16 protein-coding genes are annotated in these 18,969 nt (G+C 66.5%); 13 read left to right on the plus strand and 3 right to left on the minus strand.

Features of this window, described 5'->3' with window-relative positions; genetic code table 11:
- Positions 1-33: 33 nt before the first annotated feature.
- A complete protein-coding gene (locus tag LK10_RS05565; protein ID WP_043120825.1) occupies positions 34-747 on the minus strand; it encodes a maleate cis-trans isomerase family protein in 714 nt (237 codons plus the stop codon).
- A gap of 100 nt (positions 748-847) precedes the next feature.
- On the opposite strand from LK10_RS05565, the gene LK10_RS05570 reads away from it, so the two are divergent.
- Positions 848-1,351: a DUF3830 family protein gene (locus LK10_RS05570; RefSeq protein WP_043120826.1), complete on the plus strand. Its 504-nt coding sequence runs from the start codon at positions 848-850 to the stop codon at positions 1,349-1,351.
- 9 nt (positions 1,352-1,360) lie between these two features.
- Positions 1,361-1,837, plus strand: a complete 477-nt coding sequence (locus tag LK10_RS05575) for a RidA family protein (protein WP_043120828.1) — start codon at positions 1,361-1,363, stop codon at positions 1,835-1,837.
- A gap of 70 nt (positions 1,838-1,907) precedes the next feature.
- On the opposite strand, the gene LK10_RS05580 is transcribed toward LK10_RS05575, so the two are convergent.
- Entirely contained in the window at positions 1,908-2,930 is a 1,023-nt protein-coding gene (locus tag LK10_RS05580) for a D-2-hydroxyacid dehydrogenase (protein ID WP_052206994.1), read from the minus strand.
- A gap of 45 nt (positions 2,931-2,975) precedes the next feature.
- Here LK10_RS05580 and LK10_RS05585 point away from each other — a divergent pair, with 45 nt between their 5' ends.
- The 3 genes from LK10_RS05585 to LK10_RS05595 are packed head-to-tail and all read left to right on the plus strand — an operon-like array spanning position 2,976 to position 8,751.
- Positions 2,976-4,253: an aspartate aminotransferase family protein gene (locus tag LK10_RS05585; RefSeq protein WP_043120829.1), complete on the plus strand. Its 1,278-nt coding sequence runs from the start codon at positions 2,976-2,978 to the stop codon at positions 4,251-4,253.
- Between the two features lie 7 nt (positions 4,254-4,260).
- Entirely contained in the window at positions 4,261-7,242 is a 2,982-nt protein-coding gene (locus LK10_RS05590; RefSeq protein WP_043120831.1) for an FAD-binding and (Fe-S)-binding domain-containing protein, read from the plus strand.
- An 18-nt stretch (positions 7,243-7,260) separates the two neighbouring features.
- Entirely contained in the window at positions 7,261-8,751 is a 1,491-nt protein-coding gene (locus LK10_RS05595; RefSeq protein ID WP_043120833.1) for an NAD-dependent succinate-semialdehyde dehydrogenase, read from the plus strand.
- A 148-nt stretch (positions 8,752-8,899) separates the two neighbouring features.
- Here LK10_RS05595 and LK10_RS05600 read toward each other — a convergent pair whose 3' ends face one another.
- Positions 8,900-9,583, minus strand: a complete 684-nt coding sequence (locus LK10_RS05600) for a GntR family transcriptional regulator (protein WP_043120836.1) — start codon at positions 9,581-9,583, stop codon at positions 8,900-8,902.
- 228 nt (positions 9,584-9,811) lie between these two features.
- On the opposite strand from LK10_RS05600, the gene LK10_RS05605 reads away from it, so the two are divergent.
- The 8 genes from LK10_RS05605 (at position 9,812) to ehuA (ending at position 18,800) form a co-directional block, all read left to right on the plus strand.
- Positions 9,812-10,990 (plus strand): mandelate racemase/muconate lactonizing enzyme family protein, encoded by a 1,179-nt coding sequence (locus LK10_RS05605; RefSeq protein ID WP_043120839.1) that lies wholly within the window; start codon positions 9,812-9,814, stop codon positions 10,988-10,990.
- Positions 10,991-11,022: 32 nt separating this feature from the next.
- Positions 11,023-12,258 (plus strand): M24 family metallopeptidase, encoded by a 1,236-nt coding sequence (locus LK10_RS05610; protein WP_052206995.1) that lies wholly within the window; start codon positions 11,023-11,025, stop codon positions 12,256-12,258.
- A 205-nt stretch (positions 12,259-12,463) separates the two neighbouring features.
- On the plus strand, positions 12,464-13,879 hold the full coding sequence (locus LK10_RS05615) for an amidase (protein ID WP_043120842.1): 1,416 nt from the start codon (positions 12,464-12,466) through the stop codon (positions 13,877-13,879).
- A 166-nt stretch (positions 13,880-14,045) separates the two neighbouring features.
- Positions 14,046-15,482, plus strand: a complete 1,437-nt coding sequence (locus LK10_RS05620) for an MFS transporter (RefSeq protein ID WP_043120843.1) — start codon at positions 14,046-14,048, stop codon at positions 15,480-15,482.
- Positions 15,483-15,710: 228 nt separating this feature from the next.
- Positions 15,711-16,601 carry an ectoine/hydroxyectoine ABC transporter substrate-binding protein EhuB gene (ehuB, locus tag LK10_RS05625; protein ID WP_043120845.1) on the plus strand — a complete coding sequence of 297 codons (891 nt, stop codon included), beginning with the start codon at positions 15,711-15,713 and terminating at the stop codon, positions 16,599-16,601.
- 33 nt (positions 16,602-16,634) lie between these two features.
- Entirely contained in the window at positions 16,635-17,333 is a 699-nt protein-coding gene (gene ehuC, locus LK10_RS05630; RefSeq protein WP_043120847.1) for an ectoine/hydroxyectoine ABC transporter permease subunit EhuC, read from the plus strand.
- A complete protein-coding gene (ehuD, locus tag LK10_RS05635; RefSeq protein WP_043120848.1) occupies positions 17,330-17,986 on the plus strand; it encodes an ectoine/hydroxyectoine ABC transporter permease subunit EhuD in 657 nt (218 codons plus the stop codon). The genes ehuC and ehuD overlap by 4 nt, the downstream gene beginning before the upstream one ends.
- The gene (gene ehuA / locus LK10_RS05640; protein ID WP_269429487.1) at positions 17,970-18,800 is read left to right on the plus strand and encodes an ectoine/hydroxyectoine ABC transporter ATP-binding protein EhuA; all 831 of its coding nucleotides are present in this window, start codon (positions 17,970-17,972) and stop codon (positions 18,798-18,800) included. Before ehuD ends, ehuA begins: the two co-directional genes overlap by 17 nt.
- The last annotated feature ends 169 nt before the right edge of the window (positions 18,801-18,969 follow it).

Consider the following 18,969-nt stretch of genomic DNA (forward strand, 5'->3'; position numbering starts at 1 on the left):
TTTGGCCCGCTTCACCCCGCCTCGGTGAGGATCTCAGCGGGCTTCGAACAGCCTTCCCAGGCCCTCGGCGGTGGCGGGATGCCCGGCGAGCTTGAGCCCCTGCCAGGCCGTCACTTGGTTCGCCGTGAGCACGGGGATGCCGAGCGCCGCCTCGAGTTCGCTGATGATCGCAAGGGTGTGGAGTGCGGTGTCAGGGATCAGGAGGGCTTCTGCGCCAGAGATGTCGGCGGCCCTTGCCACGTCCAGAACCCAGTCGGTACCAAGGAGGCCGGCGTCCTCGCCGCTCGGGACGTCGTAGGTGGACAGCGTCGTGACAGTGATCCCGCCCTTGCCGAGGAACTCCACGAAGTGGGAGGCCACGTCCTCGGGGTAGGTTGCGGCAACGCTGACCCGCGACAGTCCCAGATGGCGGAGCGCTGCAGCGAACGCGAGAGAGGTCGACGACGACGGCGCACCGCTCGCGGCAGCGACCCACCCGGCCTGCTCGGCGCAGCCATCCCACCCATAGACGAAGCTGCCGGAGGTGCAGGCCCACATGACTGCGTCTGCACCCGCCTCGCCGGCTTCTTTCGACGGGGGCTCGAGGAGATCGCGGGATCCCAGCTTGAGGAGCGCGTCGACGTCGTGGTCGGTACTGCCCTCCCACGTGTGAATCACGGGGAAGCGGGCCCCGGCGACGATGCCTTCGAGCTCGACGAACTCGTCTTCGGCGCTGTGGCCCGGGTAGAGGATGGCGACGGTGCTCATGAATCCCTCCTGATGGGTTTGCGAGTGGTCCACTAAAGTCTACAGTTGGATTGTAGACAATCACAGGCGTCCTGACGACGCCGGAGAGGCTAGGAGAACGATGGCCCGCTTCATCACGATCACTCTGGAAAAGCGCGGCGTGACAGCCCGTGCGCGGCTGCTCGACGAGGAGGCACCCCGGACGGCCGAGGCCGTTTGGCAGGCGCTGCCGCTCAAGGGGGACGTGTTCCACGGAAAGTTCGCCCGCAATGAGATCTACACCCTCGTCTCGCCGTTCGCCCAGGAGGAGCCGGGGCCGGAGAACCAGACGATCACGCCCATCCCTGGGGACCTCTGCTACTTCACCTTCGAAGGGGTGCTGAACAACCCTGCTTACGGCTACGAGACCGAAGCGGGTACGAACGAGAGCCGCCTCCTGATCGATCTCGCCTACTTCTATGGGCGCAACAACCTCCTCCTCAACGGTGATGTCGGCTGGGTCCCGGGCAACGTGTACGGGACCATCGTCGAGGGGCTCGAAGAACTCGCCGCCGCGAGCCAGGACATCTGGATGGGCGGCGCCCGGGGCGAGCGCATGGTGATCGAGCGGGCCGAGGAAGAATAGGGCCGCGGGATGTCGATCAACGCAACTCCCACAGGAGAGCGCGAGGCCCTTCGCGAGATTGAGCGCCGGCTACCTGACGTTCAGCAGCCCGTGGCGAGCTATGTTCTGGTGAAAAGGGTGGGAAACCTCGTCTTCACCTCGGGCAACACCCCCTATCGGGAGGGGCGAATGCTCGTGGAGGGCAAACTGGGCGAACAGGTGGACATCGAGCGTGGCAGGGAAGCCGCCGAGATCGCACTGTTCAACTGCCTGGCCTCCCTCAAGGCAGACCTCGGCAGCTTGGACCGGATCGTGTCAATCGTGAACATGACCGTCTACATCGCCTCGGCCGAGGGCTTCCATGAGCAGTCCGCCGTGGCCAATCGGGCCTCCGAGTTGCTGGAGGAGTGCTTCGGCGAAGCCGGTCGGCACACGCGGGCCGCGCTGGGCGTCTACGAACTCCCGCTCGGGGCACCCGTAGAGATCAGCATGGTCGTCGAGATCTGATCCATTTCGTCAAGACGACGGGTGGGGCCGAGTTCTCCGGCCCCACCCGTTTGCTTTTCTCGCGAGATCGTCAGCGTCCCCGCGCGTAGCCCAGCTGCTTGTCCACTCCGTTCGCGAGTTCCTCGCCCCGGCGCCACCTCACGAGGTTGTCGGCGAACTGATCGGCAAGGGTATCCCGCCAACCGACGACGTCGCCGCTCATGTGGGCGGAGATGTGGACATTGGGCATTCCCCAGAAGGGATGCGTCGGGGGAAGGGGCTCTTCGGTGAAGACGTCGAGCGATGCTGCTGCGATCGAACCCGAGCGAAGGGCGTCGACGAGGGCTGGCTCGTCGACGAGCGGTCCCCGGCCAACGTTCACGAGGTGCGCTGTGGGCTTCATCGCAGCGAGGACCTCTCCGTTGACGATCCCGCGGGTCTGCTCGGTCAGGGGCGCGATCAGGACCAGGTGATCTGCCCAGGCAACGTGGCGGGCCAGCTCTTCGGTCGGGACCACGGTCCCGAAGTCGGGATCGTCGTCGCGCGCCAATCGGCCCGCGCCCATGACCTCCATTCCGACGGCGCGCAGGAGGCGCGCGATGGCACGCCCGATGCCGCCGGTGCCGACAACGAGGGCATGGCTGCCGGCTGTGAGCGCGCCCTCCCGGTGCCGCCAGACGCTTTGCCGCTGGAGGTCCTTGCTCTCATGCAGGAGCTTGTCGTGGGCGAGGATCGAGGCCAGGACAAACTCCGCGATGGGCCCGTCGAAAGCTCCCCGGGCGTTCGTGATGACGACGTCGGAGTCGCGCAGGCCGTCGAAGAGGAGGGTATCCACGCCTGCGGCGGCGACATGGACCCAGCGGAGGGAATCTGCGTGGTCCCAAGCGTCCCGGAGGGCGGTCGAGAAGAAGTCCCAGACGAAGAGGATCTCCGCGCCGGGCAAGGCGTCCGGCAATGAGTCCGCCGTGGCCCAGACGAGCTCGGCCTGTTCCTCGAGTTTCTCAAGGTTGTAGGGGGGAGTGGTGGTCGGCGAGGTCAATACGACTACCTTGGGTCGCTCCCGGCGGACGGGGGAATCCTTGAGCTCATTCACATCCTCAACCTTACGCAACATGATTATTGTTGACAATCATTCAATTGGCCCATCAGAATGGTCGACATGACGACTCTCAGCCCCATCCTCAAGCAAGCCACCCCGGTCGTGGTGGACCACGCCCTCGGAAGCTGGATCCACGGCACGGACGGCAAGGACTACCTCGACTTCACCACTGGCATCGGTGTGACAAGCACGGGCCACTGCCACCCGCGCGTCGTCGAGGCGGCGCGCGAGCAGGTCGGCAAGATCATCCACGCCCAGTACACGACCGTCATGCACAAGCCGCTCCTCGAGCTGACCGAGATGCTCGGCGACGTCCTCCCGGCCGGCCTCGACTCCGTCTTCTACGCGAATTCCGGTTCGGAAGCGGTCGAGGCTGCTATCCGCCTTGCCCGCATGGCGACGGGGCGCCCCAACATCGTGGTGTTCCAGGGCGGATTCCATGGCCGCACCGTCGCGGCCGCGTCATTGACGACGGCGGGCACCCGCTTCTCGGCGGGCTTCTCGCCACTGATGCCCGGCGTCCACATGGCACCGTTCCCTTACGCCTTCCGCTACGGCTGGGACGAGAAGACCGCCGTCGAGTTCGCGCTCAAGGAACTTGACTACCTCTTCCAGACTCGCACGGCTCCCAATGACACTGCCGCCTTCCTCATCGAGCCCGTGCTGGGCGACGGCGGCTACCTGCCGACCCCGCCTGCCTTCATGGAAGGGCTGCGCGAGCGCGCCGACCGCCACGGAATCCAGCTCATCTTCGACGAGGTGCAGGCCGGTATCGGCCGCACTGGAAAGTTCTGGGGTCACCAGCACTCGTCCGCCACTCCGGACATCCTCATCACTGCAAAGGGCATCGCCTCGGGCTTCCCGATCTCCGCGATTGCTGCGCCTACCGCGACCATGGCCAAGGCATGGCCCGGGTCCCAAGGCGGGACTTACGGCGGCAACGCCGTCTCCGCCGCGGCGGCTGTTGCGACCCTGAACGTCGTCAAGGAGGAAGGCCTCGTCGAGAACGCCCGCGTCCGCGGCGATGAGCTCCAGAGCGGCCTGAAGGAAATCCAGAGCCGCTTCCCCGCGATCGGGAACGTGCGCGGCCTCGGCCTCATGCAGGGTATCGAGTTCACCCTTGAGGACGGGACCGCGGACGCTGCGACGGCTGCCGCGGTCCAGCAGGCCACGACCGGGCAGGGTCTCCTCACTCTTACGTGCGGCCCGTCCGGCAACGTCGTCCGGCTCATCCCCGCGCTCGTTGTCACGCAGGACGAGATCACCCTCGGCCTGCAGCGCTTCGAGGCCGCCGTTGCGACGGTCACCGGGGCGGTCCCCGCAGCCGCTCAGTCCTGAGGCTCGGATGCTGGAAACGCGCACCCGAACCTCACTCCTCGGCGAACTTGCGGCGGCCGGGGTGCCCGTGGATGCGTCGCCGCGGCGGCGTGCGGAGTATTCCTATGACGCCTCGAACTACCGGGTCGAGCCCGTCGCCGTCGCCTTTCCGCGCACGGTGGAGGATGTCGTGGCCGCAGTGGGGGCGTGCCGTGCGAGCGGCACGCCGGTCATCGCCCGGGGTGGCGGGACTTCGATGGCGGGCAACGCCGTCGGCCCCGGGCTCGTCCTGGACTTCTCGCGGCACATGCACCGGGTTCTCGCCATCGACGAGGAGGCCGGGACAGTGGACGTGGAACCCGGGGTGATCCTGGCCGTGCTCTCCCGCGAGGTGGAGCGTGCCACAGGCGGCCGGCGCACCTTCGCGCCGGACCCGTCGTCCAAGAACCGCGCCACGGTCGGGGGAGCGATCGCCAACGACGCCTGTGGCAACCACTCCGTGCGCTACGGCCGCACCTCGGACCATGTGGCCGAGATCGACCTCGTGACCTCCGACGGGGCGCGGGTGACGGCGACCGAGACGGGACTGCGGGCCACCGATCCCGCCGATAGCTTCTCCGCCGGCCGCGCTCAGGCCCTCACCCGCTCTCTGGAACAGCTCGCGCAGGAGAACCTGGGCAGCTTCCGGCTCGAGCTCGGCAGGATCCCCCGGCAGGTCTCGGGCTACCACCTTGAGAACCTCCTGCCGGAGAAGAAGTTCAACATCGCCCGGGCCGTCGTCGGCTCCGAGGGGACGTGGGCCGTCGTCGTCGGCGCCCGCATGAAGCTCGTGCCCAAGCCAGCGGCGGCGCTGCTCGTGTGCCTCGGCTACGAGGACGTCGTCGACGCCGCCCGCGACATCCCGGCGATCCTCGAGTTCTCCCCGGCCGCCGTGGAGGGCACCGACGAGGCGATCGTCGCTACGATGCGGCATCGCCGGGGGCCGGACTCCGTCCTGGGCCTGCCGGAGGGCCATGCCTGGCTCTTCGTCGACCTCGACGGCGACGATCCCGGCTCGGTGCGCGCCCTCGCGGACCGTCTCCTCGCCCGGCTCGCGGAGAACGGGCGGCTCGTGCAGGGCCGTGCCGCGGCGGACCCTGCCGAACGGGCATCGCTCTGGCGTGTCCGGGAGGACGGCGCCGGCCTGTCCTCGCGCCTCGCATCAGGGGGCGAGTCGTGGCCCGGCTGGGAGGACTCCGCAGTCGCACCGGAGCGTCTGGCCGACTACCTCGCGGACCTGCGCGGACTCTTGGCCGAGCACGGGCTGACGGGGGTCATGTACGGGCACTTCGGCGCGGGCTGCATGCACATCCGCATCACCTACGACCTGCGCAGCGAGGAGGGCAGGGAGGTCTTCCGCAAGTTCACTCGCCGCGCCGCGGAGCTCGTGGTCCGGCACGGGGGTTCGCTCTCCGGGGAGCACGGAGACGGCCGCGCCCGCTCCGAGCTGCTGCCGCTGATGTATTCGCCCGCCGTGATGGCAGCGTTCGCCGAGGCCCGCCGGCTGTGGGACCCCTCGGGGATCCTGAACCCGGGGTCCATGACGGACCCGGACCCCATGGATGCCCACCTCGCCCTGGCAGGCGTGCCGGAGCGCGAATGGCGCACGAGCTTCGACCTGCACCCGGCCTCCTCGGCATCGCACGGGACGGACCCGTGGGTCCACGCGGTCCAGGGCTGCATCGGCGTCGGGCGCTGCCGCGCGGACAGCGGCGGGGTGATGTGCCCCAGCTACCGGGCCACCCGCGACGAGAAGGACTCGACGCGGGGCCGGGCCCGGGTGCTGCAGGACATGGTCCGCGGCGCCCGCACGGTCGAGGAGGGCTGGAAGTCCGAGGAGGTCCGCGAGGTGCTCGACCTGTGCCTCGCGTGCAAGGCCTGCTCGACCGACTGCCCGGCGGGGGTGGACATGGCCACGTACAAGTCGGAGTTCTTCGACCACTACTACAGCGGCCGGATCCGTCCGCTCTCGCACTTCTCCCTCGGCTGGCTCCCGCGCTGGCTCAAGCTCACCGGCCGTCTTTCGGCACTCGTCAACGCCGTCCTCGCGACGCCGCTCGGCAAGGTCGCGGCCGCGGCGGGCGGACTCACCACCAAGCGAGCCCTCCCGCGGTTCGCGGGGGCGGGCGAGTGGCGCCGCGAAGTGGCCGAGGCCGGCGTGCTAACGGCGGGTGGGGCCGACGGCGCAGATTCGGTGGTGCTGTTCGTGGACACGTTCACGCGCGGCTTCCGGCCCGAGGTCGCCGGAGCGGCTGCCCGAGTGCTCGCGGGCGCAGGCCAGCCGGTCGAGTGCTCCGCCGACGCCTGCTGCGGGCTCACCTGGATCTCCACGGGCCAGCTCGGGACGGCGAAGCGGCTGCTCTCCAAGGCTGCCGAAGCGCTCGACGACGGCACCGACCGGCCGATCGTCGTCGTCGAACCCAGCTGCGCCGCTGCCTTGCGCAAGGACCTGCCCGAATTGGTTCACACCGAGCAGGCCAAGCGGGTCGCGGCACGCGTGCGCAGCTTCGCTGCGCACGTCGCCGACCGGGTCTCCACCGGCTGGGAGCCCTCCCCTGGGAAGCCCGTGCCGGAGCAGGCTGTGCTCCAGACGCACTGCCACGAGTACTCGGTCTTCGGGGCCGCGGCCCAGCGGACAGCGCTCAAGGCAGCCGGCGTGCGGAACATCGTCGACGCCGAGGGCTGCTGCGGCGTCGCGGGGAACTTCGGCTTCGAGGCCCAGCACTACGAGGTCAGCATGCAGGTCGCGGAGAACGCCCTCGCACCCGCTCTGCGGGGCGCCGAGGGAGACGTTGCCGTGCTGACCGACGGATTCTCGTGCGCGAGACAGGTGGACCAGCTCGATTCCTCGAGGCCGGGCCTGCACCTCGCGCAGATCCTGGACCCCGGAACCGCGAGGCTGTCGCAGCCTCCCACTACCCAAATCGCCATGTCACAACGCCCCCTTGGGCAAGTCACAACGCCACAGTAAGGAAGCAGAGGAACTCCTATGACCACTAACCTCAGCGACCTCCGCGCCTCAGAGAAGGCACGCGAGGCGATCGCCAAGATCAGCACCGGAATCTTCATCGACGGGCAGTGGAGCGAAGCCGCCTCCGGCGCCCGCTTCGACGTCGTCAATCCGGCGACCGAGGAAGTCATCGCAACCGTTGCCGACGGCGGCCCGGAGGATGCTCAGCGGGCCATCGAGACCGCAGGCCGCGTCCAGAAGGAATGGGCCAAGACGGCCCCCCGTGAGCGCAGCGAGATCCTGCGCCGCGCCTACGACCTCATCATGGCCCGGCAGGACGAGCTCGCCCTGATCATGACGGCGGAGATGGGCAAGCCGCTCGCCGAGGCCAAGGGAGAGGTCGCCTACGCGGCCGAGTTCTTCCGCTGGTTCTCGGAAGAAGCCGTCCGGATCGGCGGCGACCTCACGACGACGGGCGACGGCAAGAACCGGATCCTCGTCTCGCGCGAACCCGTCGGCCCCTGCGTGCTCGTCACCCCGTGGAACTTCCCGCTCGCGATGGGCACGCGGAAGATCGGTCCCGCGATCGCCGCCGGCTGCACGATGGTCTTCAAGCCGGCGAACCTCACCCCGCTCTCCTCCCTTGCCCTGGTCGACATCCTTGTCGAGGCCGGTCTGCCCGACGGTGTCCTTAACGTCGTTTGCACCACCAAGGCCTCCGAAGTCGTCTCGCCCTGGATGTCCAGCGGGATCGCCCGCAAGGTCAGCTTCACGGGCTCGACCGCGGTCGGCGTGCGCCTGCTCGAGCAGGCTTCGCAGCACGTCATGCGTTCGTCCATGGAGCTCGGCGGCAACGCCCCGTTCATCGTGTTCGAGGACGCAGACCTCGATCGCGCGGTCGAGGGTGCGGTGGCGGCCAAGATGCGCAACATGGGCGAGGCCTGCACGGCCGCCAACCGGCTCTTCGTCCAGCGCTCGGTGGCCGACGAGTTCGCCCGCAAGCTCGCGGACCGGCTGGGCGCGCTCTCCCTCGGGGACGGTGCTGAGCCGGGGACCGACGTCGGCCCCCTCGTGGAGGAGAAGGCCCTGCGGAAGGTCCAGGAGCTCGTCGACGACGCGGTGGGCAAGGGCGCCGTCGTCGTCTGTGGCGGTAGCCGGCCCGATCGCCGTGGCTACTTCTACTCGCCCACGGTCCTCTCCGACGTCTCGCCGGAGGCGGACCTCATGACCGAGGAGATCTTCGGCCCGGTGGCACCGGTCGTGCCGTTCGACACCGAGGATGAGGTCCTCCGCCTCGCCAACGACACCCCGTGGGGCCTCGTGGGCTACCTCTTCACCCAGGACGTCGACCGCGGATTCCGCGTAGGGGAGGCTCTCGAGGTCGGCATGGTCGGGCTCAACACCGGGATTGTCTCGAACCCCGCCGCGCCCTTCGGCGGCGTCAAGGCCTCTGGCCTCGGGCGCGAAGGCGGTCGTGTGGGGATCGAGGAGTTCCTCGAGTACAAGTACATGGCGGTTCCGAAGGCGTAAGTCCGCAGCGGAGCCCACAGCGACGCTCTTACGGCGAAGGCTCCCGACGGTAGATCCGTCGGGAGCCTTCGCTTTTGCCGTTTGTCGTGTGTCTCTGGGTTCTGTCTTCGTCTATGGCCTGACGGCGCGGGAAGGAAGCGTCTCAGGCTCAGGCGGGTTCTGCAGTCGATGCCTCTTCGGGGGCCTCCATGAGCCGAGCCACGGCGTCGTCCATGTGGGCGACGAGGAGCCGGTCTGCCTCCTCCGCGTTCCCGTCCCTGATCGCGGCAGCGATCTCGTGGTGCTCATCCGCACGAACGAAGTGCGAGGCGTAGCGGGTCTCGAGCGCGGTGATGCACATGCGTGTCTCGACCATGAGCGTGTTGTGCATCCGCGAGAGGCGCGGGCTCTTCGCGAGGGCTACGAGAAGTGCGTGGAACTCCACGTCCGTCTCGGTGAGAGCGTCGGCGTCGTCGTCGTTCGCCGCCTTGCGCATTCTCTTGGTCACTTCGAGGAGCTGCTTTCCGCCGTCCTTCGCATCGAGCTGGATCACGCGGGCCGCTGCTGCGCGCTCAACGGCTGCCCGCGCAAGGTACATGTCGCGCACGTCGTCGTCCGTCACTTCGATGACAAAGACGCCGCGGTTGCGGATACTGACGAGGAGGCCCTCCTGGGTGAGGCGTTGCATCGCCTCCCGCAAGGGCCCTCGGCTGACCCCGAGGTGACGGCTCAATTCTGCTTCGTTGAGCTGCTCGCCGGGGGCGAGCTCTCCTTGACCGATCGCCCTGCGCAATTGGCGGGCAATGAGTGCGGGAGTTGTCTCCTGCACTACCGGCGTGAGCAACTGGGCCATGCCCTCTCCTCAATCTAGTGAGACCCCCAAGATGGGCCGATTGTCAACAATCATAACACGTGACCCTGCGCACCTGGAGGGGAAGTTTGACCGGCAAAAAGAGTGGCGCGGATCACATTCCAAAGGTATTGTTGTTGACAATCCTACAGCCTAGGTTGGGGCTACAGGATCCCGCATCCGCGACTCAAACCCTCATTTCAAGCCATCCAAGAGTTAGGAAAGATTGCCGTGCGCATTACCGGTCTTCGCGCCACCCCCGTTGCCGTTCCGTTCGTCGAGGACGAGATCTGGGCGTTCGGAGGACGCCGCGGAATGGTCAGCATTCTCTTGGAGATGGAGACGGACGAAGGAGTGGTTGGACTCGGCGAAGCGGCAGCATACCCGTCCGCGGACATTGTGCTGGCGGTCTTCAAGTCCATCGAGTCGCTCGTCATAGGGGAGAGCCCCTTCAATGTCGAGCGAATCATGAAGCGCGTCAACATCATCGGCACGTGGCACCACGTGAAGTCGACCAGCACGGCGATCGCGGCTGTCGAAATGGCTTGCTGGGACATCGTGGGCAAGGTCAGCGGCCAGCCTCTCGTCAACCTCTTCGGCGGTCGAGTCCGCGACGAGGTCGAGTTCTTCTACTACCTGAGCCACAAGCCCGCCTCAGAGATGGCCGACGACGCCGCGAAGGGCTACGCCGAGGGCTTCCGCACCTTCTACATCAAGGTCGGTTCGATGGAGCCGAGCCAGGACATCGAGCGTGTTGAGGCGATCCGGGCCTCCACTGGCCCCGACGCCAAGATCCGCGTGGACGCGAACGAGGCGTGGTCAGCGGCCGCGGCAATCCGGATCGTCGGTGAGATGGAGCGCTTCGGGCTCGAGCTCGTGGAGCAGCCCATCTCAGGCCGCAACCTCGCCGAGATGGCCTACCTGAGGGGACGGATCAACACCCCGCTCCTCGCCAACGAGGCCTCCTGGACCCGTTACGACCAGCTCGAACTCATCAAGGCCGGCGCGGCCGACGTCGTCTCGGTCGACAACCAGATGGACGGCGGTCTCCTTAACCTCAAGCGAGGTGCAGGCCTGTGCGAGGTTGCCGGGCTTCCGGTGCTCAAGCACAGCCTGGGCGAGCTCGGGGTTGCGGCCTACGCCGCTGTCCACGTCATGGCCTCGACGCCCAACTTCATCTACGCCAACCAGGGCTACGGTTCGTTCCTCGCGGACGACATCATCGCGGGCGCAAGCCCTCTGCCGTACGAGAACGGCTGCCTCGCGGTTCCCGAGAAGCCCGGCATCGGGATCGAGCTCGACGCCGAGCGCGTCGCGAAGTACGCGGAGCTGTACGAGAGCGAGGCTGAGAACTTCTCGTTCCATGAGTCTGAGAAGATCGCGAGCACTCCGCTCATGCCGAAGCGCTGACCAGCTGGCAGACCTGAAAGAGAGCGAGCACCATGACTCCGCAGTCTTCGGCGCCGGCGCCCACGGCAGGCATGCCTCCCGCCGTCGCTCCGACCCCCTTTGTCGACCCTGAGGCTTCTTTCTTCTCACGGGAGGAATTCGACCTGCGCGTGGAGCGCGTCCGGGAGGGGATGCAGCGCCGAGGCCTGGAAGCACTCTTGCTCGTGAGCCCCGAGAACCTCTACTACCTCACGGGACTGAACCACCAGGGCTATTTCGCTTTCACCCTGCTGGTTCTCCCGCTCGAGGGCGAGCCGCTCGTCGTCGCCCGCGCGATGGAGGGCGCTACGATCTCGGCGCAGATCCCGCAGTGCCGCCACATCGCGTTCGCAGACTACGAGGACCCGGCTGAGGTGGCGGCCAACGCTGTCGCCTCGGCCGTCCGTCAGGGGGCCAAGGTTGGCGTCGAGGAATCCTCGATGTGCTTCCCGCTCAACGTGTGGGAGCCGTTGCGTGGACGACTCGAGGGCCTTGAGCTCGTGGATGGCTCGGGAATCGTCGAGGCGTTCCGCCAGGTCAAGAGTCCGGCCGAGATCGAGCACGTGCGGCGTTCCGCCCGCGCGTCGTCGCTCGCTATCGAGGCGGGCCTTGGCACGGTCGCGGCGGGGGTGTCCGAGCGTGAGGTCGCGGCCGCCGTCTACCGCGAGATGATGCTCGCCGGCAGCGAGTACCCCGGGTTCGCCCCCTTGATTCGCTCGCGAGACCTCCTTCTCCAGGAGCACGTCACGTGGCGGCCTCGCGTCATCCAGCCTCAGGACGCGGTCTTCATGGAGCTCTCTGCATCCGTCGCGCGGTACCACGCGCCATTGACGCGCATGGCCTATGTCGGTGAAGCGCCCCGGGGCACGGAAAGGGCCGCAGACATCGCTTCGGCCGGTCTCGAGGCCGTCCGTGAGGCGCTGCGCCCGGGCAACGTGAACGGTGAGGTCTACGCGGCTTGGCAGAGGGTCATTGATTCCGGGCTGGGCCACTCGAATTACCGCAGGCATCACTGCGGGTACGCCATCGGCATCGGCTTCCCGCCTAGCTGGGTCGGAGGGGCGAGCGTGGCAGGCCTGAGGGCCGGCGGTACCACGGAGATCCGAGAGGGCATGGTCTTCCACGTTCTCTCCTGGATCCTCGACCAGGAACCAGCCGACTACGTCATCTCCGACACCATGCTCGTTACGGCGAACGGCGGCGAGATCCTGACGACTACTCGGCGCGACCCCATCGTGGTCCCTTCCTGATGCGCGCGCGAACCCGACAGGACCGTCTTTCAGCGCCAAGGACCTCGAAGGCTCCCCTTGAGGAGTACGCCGAGGTCTACTGGAACAAGGGCGAGCGGCTCGGGCCTACTGTCTACTACAGGGGCCAGGGCCCGCGCGGAGGATCGCCGAGGGCCGTGGGCAACCGAACCGGAGGATGGGCCCTCGAAGAAGAGAGGAAGGGACAATGAACGATCTGGCCCTGCTGACAGCTACCGAACTGCTGGATGGATACCGTCTGGGCGAGATCTCGCCCGTCGAGGCGACGCGAGCTGCGCTCGATGCCATCGAGGAGGGCAACGGGAGCGTCAATGCCTTCGTCTCCGTCCATGCGGAGGAGGCGCTCGCAGATGCGGCCGAGTCTGAGAAGCGCTGGGCGGCCGGCTCCCCGCTGGGGCCGGGCGACGGGGTCCCGACCTCTATCAAGGACATCTTCTACACACGAGGCTGGCCGACGCTGCGGGGGACGGAGCTCATCGACGAGGACCGGCCGTGGAACGAGGATGCGCCCTGCGTGGCGCGGCTGCGTGAGACCGGCGCGGTCCTGCTGGGGAAGACGACGACGCCGGAGTTCGCCTGGAAGGGGGTCACCGACTCACTTCGCCACGGATCCACGGGAAACCCTTGTGCCCCAGGGCTCACCTCTGGCGGATCGAGCGGAGGCAGCGCGGCCGCCGTGGGAATGGGAATGGGCCCCTGGTCTGTGGGCACGGACGGGGGCGGCTCCGTGCGCATCCCTGCCGCCTTCACTGGCACGGTGGCGATCAAGCCCACGTATGGCCTCGTCCCGATGTTCCCGGCCAGCCCGTTCGGCACTCTCGCCCACGCCGGTCCGATGACTCGTACCGTGGCTGACAGCGCTCTCCTCCTCGACGTCATCACTGGATTCGACGCTAGGGATTGGTCCGCCCTCCCGACGCCGCAGGGTTCCTTCATGGAAGGCCTGCACGACGGCGTCGAAGGGCTTCGGATCGCCTTCTCGCCAACGCTTGGGTTCGGACGGAATGACCCGGAGATCGAAGCGCTTGTCCGGGAGGCCGCCGCTGCATTCGAGGGCCTCGGAGCGCAGGTAGAGGAAGTGGATCCGGGGATCGAGGACCCGGTTGAGGCGTTCCACGTGCTGTGGTTTGCGGGCGCCGCGAAGGTGCTCGAGCCTTACGGGGCAGCTGCATTCGAGCGCATCGACCCAGGGCTGCGCCGCAGCATCGAGGAACAAGGAGTCTTCAGCGCTTCAGACTTCCTCGACGCGACGGCCGTGCGTATGGATCTGGGCGTACGGATGGGTCTCTTCCACGAGACCTACGATCTTCTCCTGACTCCGACCCTTCCCATCCCGGCATTTTCCCGCGGTCGGGACGTGCCTGAGGATTGGAGCTCGGAGTACTGGACGAGCTGGACGCCTTACACCTACCCGTTCAACATGACTCAGCAGCCGGCTATGAGCGTCCCCTGTGGATTTACCTCGGCTGGGCTCCCCGCGGGGCTCCAGATCATCGGTCCACGACATTCTGACCGGCTGGTCCTGCGGGCGGCACAAGCCTACGAGTCGGCGGCGGATTGGCGAAGCGCCCTTCCCGCGCCTGTCCGGGCGGCAGCCCACTAGGCATATGAAGGCCCTTTGGAGAGCTCTTGGCTCCTCCAGAGGGCCTTCTTGTTGCTGTGAGTACCAGTAGGATCGTTGACAATCCTACTGTGACCCATCTAACGTTTTTCTATCGCCAATTCCGAAAGCGGGGCTGCATGCCCTGCAGTTCCATCTGGAGGCACTCATGAATCGGCAACAACGAGCGGCGCACCCAACGGCGGGTCAGCGCCCAGCAGCACCTGCGGAAGCTGCGGCATCCGCGGGGACCGTTCACATCGAGCCTGACGCCCGCACCATCCGCCGGGCCGTCGCGGCATCGGCCATTGGCAACGCCACGGAATGGTTCGACTATGGCGTCTACGGATATTCCGTCACGTACATCACCCACAACTTCTTCCCCGGCCAGGCCGGGACCCTGCTGACGCTGAGCACCTTCGCCTTCTCGTTCCTCATCCGGCCGTTGGGCGGCCTGTTCTGGGGTCCGATCGGCGATCGCCTCGGGCGCAAGCGGATCCTCGCCCTCACGATCATCCTGATGTCGGCGGCGACGGCCCTCATCGGCGTCCTGCCCACTGCTTCCCAAGTCGGCCTGCTGGCCCCCGTGCTGCTGATCATCCTGCGGGCGATCCAGGGCTTCTCCACCGGCGGTGAGTACGGCGGCGCCGCGACCTTCATGGCCGAATACGCACCTGATCACAAGCGCGGCTTCCTCGGAAGCTTCCTCGAGTTCGGAACGCTCTCCGGCTTCGCTCTTGGGTCCCTGCTCGGTCTGCTGGGCGAGGCCACGGTCGGAACCCAGTCGATGAACGACTGGGGCTGGCGCGTACTCTTCCTCTGCGCTGTCCCGCTCGGCGCCATCGGCCTCTACCTCCGCACCCGTCTCGCCGAGACCCCTGTCTTCGAAGAGCTCGAGCGCGAGGGGAAGGCTGAAGACAAGGCGACCTCGAGCCTCAAGGACCTTGTGGCCAAGTACTGGCCCAGCATGCTGACGCTCACCGGCCTCGTGATCGCCTTGAACATCGTCGACTACACCTTGCTCACCTACATGCCGACCTATCTCGAGGGCGAGGCGGGCCTTCCCAACCAGACGGTCCTGATGATCATGTTCATCGCGCAGTTCGTGATGATGCTTGTGATCCCCTTCGCGGGTGCCCTCTCCGACCGTGTGGGCAGGAAGCCGATGTGGTACGCGTCCCTGATTGGACTCTTCGTGCTCTCGGCGCCGATGTTCATGCTCATGGCGCACGGATTCTGGGCCGCCCTGATCGGCTTCGCTGTTCTCGGCCTGCTGTTCATCCCGCAGCTGGCAACGATTTCGGCGACGTTCCCCGCCATGTTCCCCGCTCATGTCCGCTACGCGGGGTTCGCCATCACGTACAACATCTCGACGTCGATCTTCGGCGGCACCGCGCCCCTGTTGAACCAGGCCGGCATCGACACGACCCACAACGCACTCTTCCCCGCGTTCTACATGATGCTCGCCTGCATCATCGGCGTGATTTCGGTGCGGTTCATGAAGGAGACGGTAGGTGCTTCCCTGCGGGGCCGGGAGCTTCCCGAGACGAAGCCGCAGACCGTCGTCGGCTTCAGGGGATCGCGCGCTCAGACGCAGCCTGAGTAGTCCTCCCGGCCAGCCTGACTGGTCAACCTGACCTCCCTGCCAGTCCAGCAAGGGGATGCGAGCACGGTCGTGGACCTTCGGGTCCGCGACCGTGCTTTTTTGTCGAAAGGTACACGGTCATATTGTTGACAATGCTACATACTGTCCATAGGTTTGTAATGCAAGTCACAACGTGAGGCGGTCTCTTGCCGCCGTCGGCCAACGTGGGCCGGCTGAAAGGGAGCTGACATGATCGAGTTGTCGCGAAGAAGCGTCTTGAGAAGTGCAGGAGTGGCCGCCCTTGGAGCATCCTTGGCTGGCTGGGCCAGTGGGTGTTCGAGCGTTCCTTCAGGGGGACCGGCAGCGTCGCCGAATGGAAACCTCCTGGACACCGCGAAGTCGCAGGGCTTTCTGCGGGTCGCCATCGCAAATGAACCGCCCTACACTCAGGTGAACACGGACGGCACAGTGAGCGGCTGTGAGCCTGACGTGCTGAGGGCGGTGTGCCAGCGGATGGGCATCAAGGACATTCAGGGTGTTGTCACCCCCTACGCCTCGATGATCCCCGGGCTCAACGCGAACCGCTGGGATGTCATTGCCGCAGGGCTCTTCATGAAGCAGCCGCGCTGTGGCCAGGTGGACTATTCGGAGCCCGTCATCGTCTCGACCGAGTCCTTCGCCACCCCGAAGGGCAATCCCAAGGGCATTACGTCTATTGCCGCGGTCACGTCGAACTCTGGCCTCAAGATCGCGGTGCTTCCAGGCGGGTTCGAAGAGGGCATCCTCAAGACGGCCAAGGTTCCGGATTCGCAGCAGGTCAAGGTAAGCGACGGCCGCAGCGGAATCGAGGCAGTGAAGGCGAACCGTGCGGATGCCTTCCTGCTCCCGACGCTCTCCCTTCGTGCGCTCGCGAAGGATGACGCGGGCTTCGAGGTCACGGCCCCGCTTAAAGACGCCCCTCGCACGGGCTCGGGTGCCGCCTTCAGGAAGACCGACGCTTCATTCCACGACGCCTACAACAAGGAGCTTGCGGCGTTCAAGCAGACGAGCCAGTTCGCCGACATCCTCAACAAGTGGGGCTTTGACCCGACCGTCGTCCAAGGCGTGACGGCGCAGGAACTATGCCAGACCGCAGGATGATCCCGGCCAGCACGCGGACGATCGGAGGCTCCCATGTCTGCAGTCGTTGAGTACTGGCCGCTGCTCTGGCAGGGGATGTGGACGACCGTCCTCGTCACGGCTCTCGGCGGAGTCGTGTGCGTTCTGGTCGCTTTCACGGCGGGGCTTGGACGCCTCTCGACCCACTGGTTCTTCCGGGTGCCGGCAGCAGTCTTCGTCGAGGTATTCCGCGGGACGTCGCTGCTCGTCCAGATGTTCTGGTTCTTCTTCGCACTCCCGTTCTTCGGGATCCAGCTCTACCCGATGACGGCAGCTGTCCTTGCCCTCGGCTTCAACGAGGGGGCCTACGCGGCGGAAGTGGTGCGGGGCGCAATTGCAAGCCGTCCCAAGGGGCAGACGGAGGCCTGCACCGCTCTGGGCATGGGCCCGGCGCTCCGCCTTCGCCGGGTCATCATCCCGCAGGCGATCCCGGCGATGCTCCCGCCCTTCGGGAACGTCATGGTCGACCTGTTGAAGAACACCTCGCTCGTCTCGCTCGTCACGGTCGCGGACCTCACGTTCCGTGCCCAGATGATCCGGAACACGACGGGCCAGACGACGGCGGTCTTCCTCACCATTCTGGTGATGTACTTCGTGCTCTCGTCGATTCTGACCCTGCTGACCGGCTTCCTTGAGCGGCGCTTCGCCCTTGACCGCAAGGCCAAGGCGGCCTGGCGGGCAGAGCGGCGGTTCATGAAGGCGGGGACGGCATGATCTGGGACAACGCCTTCGCCGTCTCGATCATCCCGCAGCTGCTTCAGGGACTCGTCGTCACGGTCGAGATCACACTCCTGGGAACGCTCATCGCCGCACTCCTCGGCCTCGCACTCGCGATCCTGCGCCGTCTGGCGATCCCGGTTGTATCCCAAGTGGTCACGTTCGCCGTCGTCTTCATCCGTGGAACCCCGCTGCTTGTTCAGGCCTATTGCGCATTCTTCGTGCTGCCGGACTACGGGATCAGCGCCGATGCCTTCACCACAGGGGCGATCGTGATCGGGATCAACTACAGCGCGTACATGGCGGAGGTCTACCGCAGCGGGATCCAAGGCGTGCACATCGGGCAGTGGGAGGCCTGCACGGCGCTCGGGCTTCCCGCGACGAGGGTTTGGGGGCGCATCATTCTTCCCCAGGCTCTCAGGACCGTGGTTCCCATGTTGGGCAACTACCTCATCCAGATGTTCAAGGACTCGGCGGTCCTTTCGGCCATCACAGTCGTGGAGTTGCTCGGGACGGCCCAGGCCATCGGGAGCTCGAACTTCCGCTACCTGGAACCGCTCACGATCGCGGCCATCCTGTTCCTGATCATCAGCTACCCATCGTCACGTCTCGTCAACAGATTGGAGCGGCGTTATGCGCCCCAGCACTGAGCCGGTTCCCCTCCAGACCGGCGCCTTGTCCGAGTCGGAGCTCGCGAAGCCAGGCCCGATCATCGCCTTCGAGAACGTGAGCAAGAGCTGGGGTTCGAACCACGTCCTCAAGTCGCTCAACTTCGACGTACAGCCGGGCGAGAAGGTCTCCATCATCGGTCCATCCGGTTCCGGGAAGACGACGATCCTCCGCATCCTGATGACGCTGGAAAGCCCGAGCGAGGGCCTCGTCAGCGTGGACGGTGACGTGCTCTGGAATGTGGCGCCGGGCGAGAAGCCGAAGGAGACGCGCCAGCTGCGGCAGACGCGCCGGAAGATCGGCATGGTGTTCCAGCAGTTCAATCTCTTTCCGCATATGACGGCGCTTGAGAACGTCGTCGAGGCGCCCATCCATGTTCTCGGCATGGAGAAGGCAGAAGCGCGGGAGAGGGCAGCCGACCTGCTCAATCTCGTGGGCCTGAGCAAACACATGAACCACACGCCGCCGCAGCTTTCGGGCGGCCAGCAGCAGCGCGTGGCCATCGCCCGGGCCCTCGCGATGCGGCCGAAGGTCATGCTCTTCGACGAGCCCACGTCAGCCCTCGACCCTGAGCTGATTGGCGAAGTGCTCAACGTGATCCGGAATCTCGCGCAGAGCACGGACATGACGATGCTCATGGTCACGCACGAGATGCGGTTCGCCGAAGAGATCTCCGATCGCGTCGTGATGTTCGATCACGGACGTGCGGTTGAGAGCGGTGCGCCCGAGCAGATCTTCAAGAACCCTCTCGAGGAGAGGACCAGGACGTTCCTCCGAGCAGTCCTCCAACGCTGATGCCCCATTCGGGCTGACGCCGGCGCCCCATTCGCGCTGACGCCGGCGCCCCATCTCAGGAGGAGCAGAGGGACAGGAAGAGCGGTGGCCGATCGACCACCGCTCTTCCTGTCCCTAGCCCCCGTCTGGCCGCTACGCACGCCGGACTCTCACCAGCTTCTAGCTGACC

It is taken from the genome of Sinomonas humi (genome assembly GCF_000802235.1).
GTDB lineage: Bacteria > Actinomycetota > Actinomycetes > Actinomycetales > Micrococcaceae > Sinomonas > Sinomonas humi.

Coding starts and splice junctions, on each gene's coding strand:
- LK10_RS05565 (WP_043120825.1), bottom strand. CDS start 747: ATGAGCACCGTCGCCATCCTCTACCCGGGCCACAGCGCCGAAGACGAG.
- LK10_RS05570 (WP_043120826.1), top strand. CDS start 848: ATGGCCCGCTTCATCACGATCACTCTGGAAAAGCGCGGCGTGACAGCC.
- LK10_RS05575 (WP_043120828.1), top strand. CDS start 1,361: ATGTCGATCAACGCAACTCCCACAGGAGAGCGCGAGGCCCTTCGCGAG.
- LK10_RS05580 (WP_052206994.1), bottom strand. CDS start 2,930: ATGTTGCGTAAGGTTGAGGATGTGAATGAGCTCAAGGATTCCCCCGTC.
- LK10_RS05585 (WP_043120829.1), top strand. CDS start 2,976: ATGACGACTCTCAGCCCCATCCTCAAGCAAGCCACCCCGGTCGTGGTG.
- LK10_RS05590 (WP_043120831.1), top strand. CDS start 4,261: ATGCTGGAAACGCGCACCCGAACCTCACTCCTCGGCGAACTTGCGGCG.
- LK10_RS05595 (WP_043120833.1), top strand. CDS start 7,261: ATGACCACTAACCTCAGCGACCTCCGCGCCTCAGAGAAGGCACGCGAG.
- LK10_RS05600 (WP_043120836.1), bottom strand. CDS start 9,583: ATGGCCCAGTTGCTCACGCCGGTAGTGCAGGAGACAACTCCCGCACTC.
- LK10_RS05610 (WP_052206995.1), top strand. CDS start 11,023: ATGACTCCGCAGTCTTCGGCGCCGGCGCCCACGGCAGGCATGCCTCCC.
- LK10_RS05615 (WP_043120842.1), top strand. CDS start 12,464: ATGAACGATCTGGCCCTGCTGACAGCTACCGAACTGCTGGATGGATAC.
- LK10_RS05620 (WP_043120843.1), top strand. CDS start 14,046: ATGAATCGGCAACAACGAGCGGCGCACCCAACGGCGGGTCAGCGCCCA.
- ehuB (WP_043120845.1), top strand. CDS start 15,711: ATGATCGAGTTGTCGCGAAGAAGCGTCTTGAGAAGTGCAGGAGTGGCC.
- ehuC (WP_043120847.1), top strand. CDS start 16,635: ATGTCTGCAGTCGTTGAGTACTGGCCGCTGCTCTGGCAGGGGATGTGG.
- ehuD (WP_043120848.1), top strand. CDS start 17,330: ATGATCTGGGACAACGCCTTCGCCGTCTCGATCATCCCGCAGCTGCTT.
- ehuA (WP_269429487.1), top strand. CDS start 17,970: ATGCGCCCCAGCACTGAGCCGGTTCCCCTCCAGACCGGCGCCTTGTCC.